We start from the raw sequence: 11,644 nt of genomic DNA, 5'->3' as shown, positions 1-11,644 counted from the left end.
GCAGGCCATTATCGGCCCGCACACAAAAAATCTGACAGTCCCGGCCGCCGTTACCTAAATAACGGATATACCCACCTCGTCAGCCCCGCAACAACCCCTCAAACACCCCCTGAACCCGCAGCTCATCACAATGCGCCACATTAAACCGCATAAAATCCCGCAACCCCGGCTCATACCCAAACAACGCCCCCGGCGCCAATACCATCCCGCGCTTCAACCCGGCTTCCGCCAACCGCTCGCCATTAACCCCGGCCGGCAACCGCGCCCAGATGAACATCCCGCCCTCAAACCCCATCGGCAGCTCACACCCACAACGCCGCAGCCACTGCTCAACCCGCCCTCCGGCCTCAAGCAGGCGCTGAACCATGCGCTTGCGATGCCTGGCATACCCGCCCTCACTCAGCAGCCGATACACAATCTGTTCGAACAACTCCGAGGTAATCCCACCACTCATCAGTTTCATATTGGTCAGGTTCGCCGCCAACTGCGGCGCCGCCACCACATAGCTGACCCGCGCATTCGCCGTCAGCACCTTGGAAAACCCCGACAGGTACGTCACCTGCTCCAACCCCGCCAACGTCGCCAAACGGGGCGGCGGGTTAGGGTGAAAATCCCCGTAAAGATCATCCTCGACGATGTGGCAGTGATACTCCCGGGCCAGTTGCAACAACCGGAACGCCTGGCTTGGGCTAAACGAATGCCCGGTCGGGTTGTGCAACACGCTGGTGGTCAGGTACAGGCTGGGACGATGCTCCGCGAGCAATTGCTCAAGCGCCGCAAAATCAAAACCGTCAGGCCGCCGGGCGATGGTCACCACCTTGACCCCATGCAATGCCAGGTTGGCGTGGAAGTTGAAATAGCACGGCGCATCCAGCAACACCGTGTCCCCGGGCCGTGCCAGCAGGCGCATGAGCATGTCCAGGCCTTGCACCGTATTGGGGGTGGTGATGATCTGTTCCACCGGCACCGACAACCCTTCACCGTGCAGTTTCTGTTGCAACGCCTGGCGCAATGGCAACAGGCCCGCCGGGGTGCCCAAGCCAGCGATGCGCAAGGTGGGCGCGCGCACGGCACTGCGCATGGCCTGGCGCAGTACGTCGGAGTCCAGCCAGTCTTCCGGCAGGTGGCCGCCGCCGGGGCGCAGGTCGCCGGGGGCCATGGCCAGGGGGCGGCGCAGCACGCTGAGCAAGTCCTGGGGCAGTAAGTCGACCCAGTTGCTGGACGAAGGCTGCGCCAGGCTGCTGGCAACGAAGTGCCCGCGGCCCTGGCTGGAGGTCAGCAGGTGGCGCCCACGCAGGCGGTCCAGCGCTTCGTTCACGGTGAATTTCCCCACATTCAGTAATGCCCCCAACTCACGCACCGACGGCAGTTTGCTGCCCGCCGCCAGCTCGCCTTGCTCAATCGCATGGGCCAGGGCATCGACGATCTGCTGCACTTTCGGCGCCCGATCATGAAAGTGAATCGCGGGAATGGGCATTGTATTGTCCTTAGGTTTACCGCCAACTTTACCGGTAAAGTCTGCGCATATATCCGTGGAGTTTACCTGCCTCTGGCGCGAGGTGCGCCCTAGACTGCACGCCTGACTTCCTGTTGTGAAATCCCACGCCATGGCCACTGCGCTGACGCTGTCTTCGTTCCTGTATTTCCTGCTGTTGTGCACCACCCTTGCGTTCAGCCCCGGCCCCATGACCCTGTTATTGCTCAGCCTCGGCCTGAAAGACGGCCTGCGCCGCTCCCTGCCGGCGCAGTTCGGGGCGAGTGTGTCCTACCTGGTGTCGATCCTGATCTTTGCCGTGGGCTTTTCCGAACTGATCAAGGATTACCCGCTGATCACCCGGATCATCCAGGTGGTGGGTGTGGCCTACATCCTCTACCTGGCCTACAAGCAATGGACCAGCAGCGGGGTGACGATCAACGCCACTGACTCCACCCCGGAAAATGCCCGCAGCCTGTTCGGCAAGGGCCTGCTGACCGGGCTGTCGAATCCCAAGGCAATCATCCTGTTCAGCGCGGTGTTCCCGCAGTTTGCCGCCATCGGCCAGGGCAGCGCTGCGGCCGATATCGCCATCCTCGGCCTGACGTTCCTGCTGCTGCAATTTGCCAGCGGTTGCCTGTATTGCTATTTCGGCCAGCGCATCAAACATGTGTTGGAAAACCCCAGGCGCCGGGTGTTGTTGCAGCGGGCCACGGCGGTGTTGCTGTTGGGTGTGGCGTTGATGCTGGCCCGGGGCTTTTCCAGCTGAAGGCCAGCTTATGAGCGGTAGTGGCGATTTGCCGTTGCCCTGATAGACTTCGTGCATTCATCCAGGATCTCGCCAGACCATGCCAGCCGCAGGAGGAAAGGGACTTTCGCTCGCCACACGCTTGTACAAGTCGCGCACCCTGGGATTAACCCTCGGGTTCATCTGTGTGGCCGCCGGCATCTACCCACTGGATAAGCCCGCCTGGCTGTGGGGCGTGATGATCGCCAACGCGTTCATCTGGCCCCATGTGGCCTACCAATGGTCGCGGCACTCCAGAAACTCCCTGCGCGCAGAACACCGCAACCTGCTGTTCGACTCGTTCTGCGGCGGGTTCTGGGTGGGGGCCATGCAGTTCAACCCGCTGCCCAGTGTGACCACCTTGTCGATGATGACCATGAACAACGTCGCCATCGGCGGCCCACGGTTCATGCTCGCCGGTTGGGTGGCCCAGGCCCTGGGGATCGGTGCCTCGATGCTGGTATTCACCCCGGCAGTGACGGCCGTCACCAGCGAAGCCCAGCTTTACGCCTGCCTGCCAATCCTGATGCTGTATCCCCTGGCCCTGGGCTGGATCTGCTACCGGCAAGCCATCACCCTGGCCCGGCACAAACGCGAGTTGCTGGCCCTGAGCCGCACCGACAGCCTGTCCGGGCTGCTCAACCACGGCGCCTGGAAAGACCACCTGGAGATCGAGTTTCAGCGCTGCCGCCGCGACCAGCAGGGCGCCGCCATCGCGCTGATCGATATTGACCACTTCAAGACCATCAACGACACCTACGGCCACGTCACTGGCGATATCGTGCTGCGCCAGTTGAGCAAAGTGCTGCGCCAGAACCTGCGGGCCACCGACCTGGCCGGGCGTTACGGGGGCGACGAATTCTGCGTGATCCTGCCGGACATGCCCCTGAACCGCGCCACCGAAGTGATGGACGCCCTGCGTGATCGCTTCAACTCCCTGGCCTACGCCCAGGACCCGACCTTGCGCGCCAGCCTGAGTATCGGCCTGGCGCCGTACCGGCCGGCCCATGGCGACGCCACCAGTTGGCTGAACGATGCCGACCAGGCGCTGTACGAAGCCAAGAGCAGCGGGCGCAACCGGGTCAGTTCGGTGCAGGGAAGCTGGTTAAGGTCGATCTGAGGATCAACAAATTGTTTATTGTCAGGTAGGGTGGAGCGCTACCTTCCAACAAAAACAAGGATTGGTTCATGCGCTTCAACTTCCCCCGCACGTTACTCGCCGCCACCCTGGCGCTGTCGTTCACCCTGCCGGCTTTCAGCGCCGAACCCCATAAACCTATCCAGGCCGACTCCGAGCAGTACAAGGCCGACGCCTTGAAACTGCTGGAGCGCCTGGTGAATATCGACTCGGGTTCCGGCTACGAGCCGGGCCTGACCCAAGTGCGTGACATCGCCGTCGACGAGCTCAAGCAACTGGGTTTCAGCATCCAACTGGTGCCGGATGCCGCTGCCCATAACAGCCATGTCATCGCCACCCTCAAAGGCACCGGCAAGGCCAAAATCCTGCTGATGGCCCACATGGACACCGTGTTCAAGGAAGGCTCGGCAGCTGCCCGGCCGTTCCACATCAAGGACGGCCGTGCCTATGGCCCGGGCGTGATGGATGACAAGGGCGGCATCGTCGCCGGCATCTACGCCTTGAAAGTCCTGAAAAACCAGGGCTTCAAGGACTACGCGCAAATCACCTTCCTGCTGGATGCCAGCGAAGAAACCGGCACCGACGGCGCCTCCGAACTGATCCGCAACACCGCCAAGGGCCACGACGTGACCCTCAACCTGGAACCGGGTCGCCCGGCGGACGGCCTGGTGGTGTGGCGCAAAGGCAGCGCCACCGCCGTGGTCGAGGTCAAGGGCAAGGCCGCCCACGCCGGCGTCGCTCCGGAACTGGGGCGCAATGCCGCGATGGAAGCCGCGCACCAGATCCTGCAATTGGGCCAGTTGGGGGATGCGCAGAAGAAAACCACCATCAACTTCACCGTGATCAACTCGGGCGACCGGGTCAACGTGATCCCGGACACGGCCACGGCCAAGGCAGACGTGCGGGCCGCATTGCCGGAAGAGTTTGACCGCATCGAGAAAGACCTGGCGCGGGTCTCGGCCAACAAACTGATCCCCGAGACAGAAGTGACCACCAGCCTGCACCGCGGCCTGCCGCCGATGCCGCAGACGCCGGAGTCGGACAAGCTGGTGGCGATTGCCCAAGGGATTTATGGCGAGCTGGGTCGCACGTTGACCATTGAAGGCAGCGGCGGGGCGGCGGATGCCAGCTTGTCGGCCGGCGTGGGCACGCCGACCCTGGATGGCTTCGGGATTGTTGGCGGCAATATCCATACGCCGGAGGAATATGCCGAGGTCGAGAGCGTGGCGCCGCGGATTTACCTGCTGAGCCGGATGATCATGGAGCTGTCCAAACGCTGATCTGAAACCACCACTGACTCCCTGTGGAAGCAGATCAACATGTGGGAGCTGGCTTGCCTGCGATAGCGGATTGTCAGTCATGAATGATTTGACTGATACACCACCATCGCAGGCAAGCCAGCTCCCACACTGTTCTGCGGTGTTTGTTGGATCAGCTTGCGGTCAGCGCTTCCCGCGTCTTCTCCCGCCCCAACACCAAACTGCACAGTGCCGGCAAGAACAGCAACGTCAACACTGTCCCCACCAGCACCCCGCCAATCAGCACATACGCCAGCGACGACCAGAACACCGACAGCGTCAGCGGAATAAACGCCAACGCCGCTGCCAGGGCGGTCAGGATCACCGGCCGTGCCCGGCGTACCGTGGCTTCGATAATCGCCTCACGAATCACCATGCCCAGGTCCTGGTTCTGCCGAATCTGGTCGGTAAAGATCAGGGTGTTGCGCATCAAGATCCCGCCAATCCCGATCAGCCCCAGGATCGCATTAAACCCGAACGGCTGGTTGAACAGCAGTAACGTCGGCACTGCCCCGATCAACCCCAGCGGGGCGGTGGCGAATACCATGAACATCACCCCGAACGACCGCACCTGGAACATGATCACGGTCAATGTCAGCAGGATCATGATCGGGAACAGTGCCGCCAGCGCGACGTTGGCCTTGGCGCTTTCTTCCACCGGGCCGCCAATGACGATCTGATACCCGGCCGGCAGCTTGGCGATCAAGGGTTGCAGGTCCTTGTACACGGCCATTTCCACGTCCGGCGGCTGGGTGCCGTCGACAATGTCGGCGCGCACTTCCACGGTCAGTGCCCGGTTGCGACGCTTGAGGATCGGTTCTTCCATGACCGCCTGGAAATGCCCGATCTGGGCCAGTGGCACCGACACGCCGGCGCTGTTGGTCAGGGTCATGTTGTCCAGGTTGCCGAGGTCTTCCCGCTGGCTGCCCTGGGAGCGGGCGACCACCGACACGGTGCGATTGCCTTCGCGTACTTCGGTGATCGGGTTGCCGCTGAGCAACGCGTTGAGCTGGGATTTCACCCCGTCGGGGGTAAAGCCCAGCAGGCGCAGGCGATCCTGGTCGAGCACCAGGCGGTAACTGCTGGCACGCTCGCCCCAGTCGAGGAAGCTGTCGCGGGTGAGCGGGTTGGCGGCGACCACTTGGCGCACGTCTTCAGACAGGCCACGCAGCACATTCAGGTCGGGACCGGACACGCGAAACACCACCGGGAACGGCACGGGCGGGCCGAACACCAACTGGGTGACCCGCACCCGCGCCGCCGGAAACTCGCCCGCCGCGATGCGTTCATCCATGCGTTGTTTCAGGGCGTCCCGGGCATGGGCGTCGGCGGTCTGTACGATCAACTTGGCGAAGGCCGGGTCCGGCAACTCGGGGTTCAGCGACAGGAAAAACCGTGGCGCACCACCGCCGACGTAGGTGTCGACCATCAGGGTTTGTGGCTCCGCCATCAGTGCCTTTTCCACCTGTGCCGCCACCGCCTCGGTGCTTTTGAAGGCGCTGCCCGGCGGCATGTACACCTCAAGAATCAGCTCGGAACGGTCTGAGTTGGGGAAGAACTGCTTCTTCACCACGCCCATGCCCAGGCCACACAGCACAAAGGCGGCCACCACCAGCCCGGTCACCATCCAGCGTCTGCGCACGCACGCGTCCACCAGGCGGCGCAGTTTCTGGTAATAACGGCCGGCGTAAATCGCATCATGGCCACCGGGCACCGGCTGGATGTGCGGCAGCAGCTTGACCCCCAGGTACGGGGTGAACACCACCGCCACCAGCCACGACGCGATCAGCGCAAAGCCGACGATCCAGAAAATATTCCCCGCATATTCCCCGGCGCCCGAGCGGGCAAAACCCACGGGCAGGAAGCCGATAATCGTCACCAGCGTACCGGTGAGCATCGGTGCGGCGGTGGAACTCCAGGCAAAGGTGGCCGCATGAATCCGGTCAAAGCCTTCTTCGAGTTTGACCACCATCATCTCGATCGCAATGATCGCGTCGTCCACCAGCAAGCCCAGGGAAATGATCAACGCACCCAGGGTCACCCGGTCGAATTCGCGGCCGGTCATCAGCATGATCACGAACACGATGGACAAGGTCAGCGGCACCGCTGCGGCCACCACCAGCCCGACCCGGAAACCCAGGGCCAGCAGGCTGATCACCATCACCACCGCGAGGGCGACGAAGAATTTCAGCATGAATTCGTTGACCGCCAGGCTGATGTTTTTCGCCTGGTCGGAGACCTTGGCGAAGTTGACCCCCAGCGGCAGGTCGGCCTGGATTTTCGCCTCCTGGGCCTTGAGGGCCTTGTCCAGTTCCAGGCCGTTCCAGTGCTTCTCCATGATCACCCCGAGCATCAGGGACGGGTCACCCTGATGGCGGATGCGGTAGCTGGGCGGGTCTTCATAACCCCGGCTGACGGTGGCCACATCGGCGATGCGCAGCAGCTTGCCGTTGGCTTCCAGCGGCACGTTTTCGATCAGCGCCAGGCTGTCGAAGGCGCCGTCGATACGGATATACGCCCGGGCGCCGGCGGTTTCGACAAAACCCGAAGGCGCCACGGCGTTCTGGGCGGCGAGGGCGGCGAAGATCTGTTCGGGCTTGATGCCCAAGGTGGCCAGGCGTTCATAGGAGAACTCGACGAAGATCCGCTGCGCCTGTTCGCCCAGGATATTCACCTTCTTTACCCCCGGCAGGTTGAGCAGGCCCTGGCGCATGTCCTCGGCCATCTGCACCAGCTGCCGGTGGGGCAGGTGTTCGGCCTCCAGGGCGTACAGGGAAAAATACACGTCGGAGTACTCATCGTTGAAAAACGGCCCGATCACCCCCTTGGGCAGTTTGGCGGCTTCGTCGCTGAGCTTCTTGCGGGTCTGGTAGAACAGGTCCTGGATCTCGCTGGGGCGGGTGGACTCCAGGTACGTCATGCGCATCGACACAAACCCCGGCTGGGCGATGGTTTCGACGCGGTCGTAATAGTCCAGCTCCTGCAGGCGTTTTTCCAGGCGGTCGGCCACTTGTTCCTGCATTTCCCGGGCCGTGGCGCCGGGCCAGGCGGCGGTGATGGTCATGACCTTGACGGTGAACGACGGGTCTTCGGCGCGCCCCAGTTTGCCAAAGGCGAAGATGCCGGCGGCGAGGATCGCGATGATCAGGAACAGCGTAACCGCGCGATGCTTGACCGCCAATTCAGAGAGGTTGATACCGCGCATGCTCAGTGTTCCTGTTGACGGTTGAGGGCCAGGACCTGAGCCGGCAACAGGCGTACCGCATCACCGCTGTGCAGCAAGTGCGCGCCCAGGGCGACCACCACTTGGCCGGGACTCACGCCGCTGTTGAGCAGGGCGTCCTCCTGGCCGAGGCTGGCGACGGTGACCGGGGCAAAGCTGACCTTGTCGTCGGTGCCGATCACCCACACACCGGTGCCCTTGCCGGCATCCTGCAGTGCCCCGATGGGGACGCGGGTCTGTTGGGCCTGGCCGTCACCTTGCAGGCGCACGGTGATGGTCGAGCCGAGGGCGAAGCGGTCGACGGCGCCATGCAACACATAACGGGCGCGGTAGGTGCGGGTGGTCGGGTCGGCGCTGGCGGACAGCTCGCGCAACGTGGCGGTCACCGCCTGTTCGGGGGCGCCGAAGGGGAACGCCAGGGCTTTTTGCGACGCTTGATCGCGCTGGTTCTCCGGCAGGTTGACGATGGCTTCCCGGGCGCCGTCGTGGGCCAGGCGGGCCACCACTTGCCCCTCGGCCACCACCTGGCCGCGGTCCACCCGCACGTCGGTGATGATGCCGTCGCCATCGGCCTTGAGCACCGAGTAGGTGCGGCGGTTTTCGATCTGGCTGGCATCGGATTGCGCCGAGGCCAGCTCGGCTTCGGCCACCCGCAGGTGGGTGGCGGACTGGTCGAAAATCTGCCGCGACACCGCGCCGGTATTGGCCAGGCGCTGGTAGCGGGCTTCGTCATCCCGGCGCTGGCGCAGTTGGGCCTGGGCTGCATTGACGCGGTTCTTCGCCGAGCGCAGGGCCAGTTCAAAGTCACCGATGTCCAGCACCAGCAAGGTGTCGCCACGGTTCACATGCTGGCCGGGATCGACCTTGCGTTCGATCACCTTGCCGCTGACGCGGAACCCCAGATCGCTTTCAGTGCGCGCGGCCACCACGCCGGTGTAGGCGCTTTGCTGGCTGCCGGCGGCCTCGACTTTGGCGGCCAATACGGGGCGGGGCAGGGGGGCTTCGGCGACGGGGTCGGCCTGGCTGTTGCAGCCGCTGAGTACCGCTAACAGGGCCAGGGGCGTGAGAAGGCGGAGGGGGAGAGGGTTCATGGCGGGCTCCGTGGGGCGGGTGAGCGTGTTGAGAAAGGTGAAAATTACGGTCGTAATATTTGTCGCCATATTATGACCGAAATATAAAATAATCCAGTCCCGGGTGGGCGTTCTACTGGTGGGACGATCAAGGCCGGTTTTGCCGGCTAGCGCCGAATTGGTTACGGATTTAAGGTGTATCCATTACGGGAGACACCTATGAAAAAGATTATCGGCCTCTACACCAGCCCACGCGGCCATTGGGTCGGCGACGGCTTTCCGGTTCGCACGCTGTTTTCCTACGACACCATGGGCAAGCAAATCAGCCCGTTCCTGTTGCTGGATCACGCCGGCCCCACGGCCTTCACCCCGACCGAGCAACGGCGCGGCGTCGGCCAGCACCCGCATCGCGGCTTTGAAACCGTGACCATCGTCTACAAGGGCGAAGTCGAGCACCGCGATTCCACCGGCGCTGGCGGCATCATCGGGCCGGGCGATGTGCAATGGATGACTGCGGCCAGGGGCATCATTCACGAGGAATTCCACTCCGAGGCCTTCGCCCGCAGCGGCGGCGCCCTGGAAATGGTGCAGTTGTGGGTCAACCTGCCGGCCAAGGACAAAATGACCGACGCCGGTTACCAGACCCTTCTCGACAGCGATATCCCGACGCTGCCCCTGGCCGACCACGCCGGCAGCCTGCGCCTGATCGCCGGTGAGTTCGACGGGGTCAAGGGCCCGGCCCGCACCTTCACGCCGATCGACGTGTGGGACATGCGCCTCAACGCCGGCCGCTCAGTGACACTGGACTTGCACGCCGGGCGCAACACCGCGCTGGTGGTATTGCGCGGCACGGTGCGGATCAACGGCACCGAAGTGGCGCGGGAAGGGCAGTTGGCGGTGTTCGAGCGCGACGGTACCCAACTGCGCCTCGAGTCCAGCGACGATGCCACGGTGTTGCTGCTCAGCGGCGAGCCGATCGACGAACCGATCGTCGGCCACGGCCCGTTCGTGATGAACACCGAGCAGGAGATCCACCAGGCGTTTGCCGACTATCAGTCCGGGCAATTCGGGCAGATGCAACGCTAGGCGGGTTTCACCCAACCCTTGTGGGGGCTGGCTTGCCAGCTTCTACATTTTGTTTGCGGCGTTCTCATTTCATGCGATCTTCATGGCATTCGCCCTGGAGTCGCCTGGATGCCCTCATTTATCTCCGATCACCCGATGTTCTGCGCGCTGGCGCTGGTGCTGATCGACATCGCCGTGTGGCGCCTGATCTCTGCCGATTTCGGCAACTGGAAGCTGGTGGCACGCCTGGTGATCTTCGCGGTGTTCAGCGCCGTGCTGTTCAACGAAGGCATGAACCCGATGCAGGTCGCGCCGTATGGCGACAACGTGGCGCTGCACCTGGCGGCCACGGCGTTCCAGATCGGCTGGTGGTTGTTTGCGGCGCGCACCCTTACGGTCTTGCTCGGCGCGGTGATGATGCAGCGGGTCGGCCACACCGGGCGCCTGTTGCAGGACCTGGTGGGTGCGGTGATTTTCCTGATCGCGATCATTGCGGCCATGGCCTACGTGCTCGACCTGCCGGTGAAGGGCGTGCTGGCCACTTCCGGCGCGGTGGCAATCATCGTTGGCCTGGCGTTGCAGAGCACCTTGAGCGATGTGTTTTCCGGGATCGTCCTCAACACCACCAAGCCCTACCAACTGGATGACTGGATCTCCATCGACGGCACCGAAGGCCGGGTGATCGACATCGACTGGCGTGCGACCCAGTTGCAAACCTCCCAGGGCAGCCTGGCGGTGGTGCCCAATTCGTTGGCGGCCAAGGCCAAGATCATCAACTTCTCACGCCCGGCGGATATGTTTGGGCTGGCGGTCAGCCTGCAAGTCAGCCCCCATGCGCGGCCGCAAACCGTGCTGGATGCGCTGGAACGGGCGATGCAGGGGTGTCGCCCGTTGTTGGCCAAGCCGGCGCCCAGCGTCGCATTCAAGACGTCGGCGAGTGGTGGGGTGGAGTATGAAATCAGCGGGTTTGTGCCGGCGATGGCGCTCAAGCGTGAGGTGCGTAATCAGCTTTATGATTTGGCGTTCCGGCATTTGCAGGCGGCGGGGGTGAGTTTGTTGTCGGCGGCCGAGAGTAACGCGCCGGTGGCGGTTTCCCGGGCGCGGGCGTTGTTGGAGAGTTCTTCGATTTTCTCGACCTTGAGGCAGGAGGAGAAGGAGACGTTCAGCCAGAACATGACGTTGCAGACCTTCCGCGCCGGGGAGATGATTTTGCCGGCGGGGGAGGTGAGTGATCACCTGTTCATCATTGAGTCCGGGGTGATTTCGGTGATGTTGACCAAGGCGGGGCACAAGTTCGAAGGCGGGCGGATGGGGCCTGGGGAGGTGATTGGCGAGGCGGGGATTTTGTCGGAGCAGGGCGTGCCGGCGGACTTTTCGGCGAAGACGTTTTGTACGTTGTACCGGATTGAGAAGGAGTATCTGAAGCCTTGTCTGGATGCGCGGCATGACATCAGTGAGGCGATGAAGAGTTTGTTGGATTTCCGGTTGCATGCGGCTCAGAGTTTGACGCAGGAGGCGCCTGTGGTGCCTGTGAAGAAAGGGTTTATGCAGTGGCTCAGGAGTCGCGCTTGACCGTGTACATATCCGTT

Annotated in this window: 8 protein-coding genes; 5 read left to right on the top strand and 3 right to left on the bottom strand. The window is 63.1% G+C overall.

The window, feature by feature from the left end:
* Nucleotides 1–79 precede the first annotated feature (79 nt).
* Nucleotides 80–1,477 carry a PLP-dependent aminotransferase family protein gene (locus tag HX855_RS32520; protein ID WP_177091537.1) on the bottom strand — a complete coding sequence of 466 codons (1,398 nt, stop codon included), beginning with the start codon at nt 1,475–1,477 and terminating at the stop codon, nt 80–82.
* A 130-nt stretch (nt 1,478–1,607) separates the two neighbouring features.
* Here HX855_RS32520 and HX855_RS32515 point away from each other — a divergent pair, with 130 nt between their 5' ends.
* The 3 genes from HX855_RS32515 (at nt 1,608) to HX855_RS32505 (ending at nt 4,679) form a co-directional block, all read left to right on the top strand.
* Nucleotides 1,608–2,243 carry a LysE family translocator gene (locus tag HX855_RS32515; RefSeq protein WP_177091551.1) on the top strand — a complete coding sequence of 212 codons (636 nt, stop codon included), beginning with the start codon at nt 1,608–1,610 and terminating at the stop codon, nt 2,241–2,243.
* A 79-nt stretch (nt 2,244–2,322) separates the two neighbouring features.
* Nucleotides 2,323–3,381, top strand: coding sequence for a diguanylate cyclase (locus tag HX855_RS32510; protein WP_177091539.1), 1,059 nt, complete (start codon nt 2,323–2,325; stop codon nt 3,379–3,381).
* A gap of 68 nt (nt 3,382–3,449) precedes the next feature.
* Nucleotides 3,450–4,679, top strand: coding sequence for a M20/M25/M40 family metallo-hydrolase (locus tag HX855_RS32505; RefSeq protein WP_177091541.1), 1,230 nt, complete (start codon nt 3,450–3,452; stop codon nt 4,677–4,679).
* 151 nt (nt 4,680–4,830) lie between these two features.
* On the opposite strand, the gene HX855_RS32500 is transcribed toward HX855_RS32505, so the two are convergent.
* Together HX855_RS32500 and HX855_RS32495 are read right to left on the bottom strand one after the other, a co-directional pair.
* Complete coding sequence (locus tag HX855_RS32500; RefSeq protein WP_177091543.1) at nt 4,831–7,902, bottom strand: efflux RND transporter permease subunit; 3,072 nt, start codon at nt 7,900–7,902, stop codon at nt 4,831–4,833.
* Between the two features lie 2 nt (nt 7,903–7,904).
* Nucleotides 7,905–9,011 carry an efflux RND transporter periplasmic adaptor subunit gene (locus tag HX855_RS32495; protein WP_177091545.1) on the bottom strand — a complete coding sequence of 369 codons (1,107 nt, stop codon included), beginning with the start codon at nt 9,009–9,011 and terminating at the stop codon, nt 7,905–7,907.
* Between the two features lie 198 nt (nt 9,012–9,209).
* Between HX855_RS32495 and HX855_RS32490 the strand changes: the two genes are divergently transcribed.
* On the top strand, nt 9,210–10,076 hold the full coding sequence (locus HX855_RS32490) for a pirin family protein (RefSeq protein WP_177091547.1): 867 nt from the start codon (nt 9,210–9,212) through the stop codon (nt 10,074–10,076).
* Nucleotides 10,077–10,184: 108 nt separating this feature from the next.
* Nucleotides 10,185–11,627: a mechanosensitive ion channel domain-containing protein gene (locus HX855_RS32485; RefSeq protein WP_177091549.1), complete on the top strand. Its 1,443-nt coding sequence runs from the start codon at nt 10,185–10,187 to the stop codon at nt 11,625–11,627.
* Nucleotides 11,628–11,644 lie beyond the last annotated feature (17 nt).

The organism is Pseudomonas sp. IPO3778, assembly GCF_013386825.1.
Taxonomy (GTDB): Bacteria; Pseudomonadota; Gammaproteobacteria; order Pseudomonadales; family Pseudomonadaceae; genus Aquipseudomonas.
This window is presented reverse-complemented; position numbering and strand designations above follow the sequence as displayed.

Bases quoted from the DNA above. Each gene is read 5' to 3' on its own strand.
- HX855_RS32520 (WP_177091537.1), bottom strand. From the start codon at position 1,477: ATGCCCATTCCCGCGATTCACTTTCATGATCGGGCGCCGAAAGTGCAG.
- HX855_RS32515 (WP_177091551.1), top strand. From the start codon at position 1,608: ATGGCCACTGCGCTGACGCTGTCTTCGTTCCTGTATTTCCTGCTGTTG.
- HX855_RS32510 (WP_177091539.1), top strand. From the start codon at position 2,323: ATGCCAGCCGCAGGAGGAAAGGGACTTTCGCTCGCCACACGCTTGTAC.
- HX855_RS32505 (WP_177091541.1), top strand. From the start codon at position 3,450: ATGCGCTTCAACTTCCCCCGCACGTTACTCGCCGCCACCCTGGCGCTG.
- HX855_RS32500 (WP_177091543.1), bottom strand. From the start codon at position 7,902: ATGCGCGGTATCAACCTCTCTGAATTGGCGGTCAAGCATCGCGCGGTT.
- HX855_RS32495 (WP_177091545.1), bottom strand. From the start codon at position 9,011: ATGAACCCTCTCCCCCTCCGCCTTCTCACGCCCCTGGCCCTGTTAGCG.
- HX855_RS32490 (WP_177091547.1), top strand. From the start codon at position 9,210: ATGAAAAAGATTATCGGCCTCTACACCAGCCCACGCGGCCATTGGGTC.
- HX855_RS32485 (WP_177091549.1), top strand. From the start codon at position 10,185: ATGCCCTCATTTATCTCCGATCACCCGATGTTCTGCGCGCTGGCGCTG.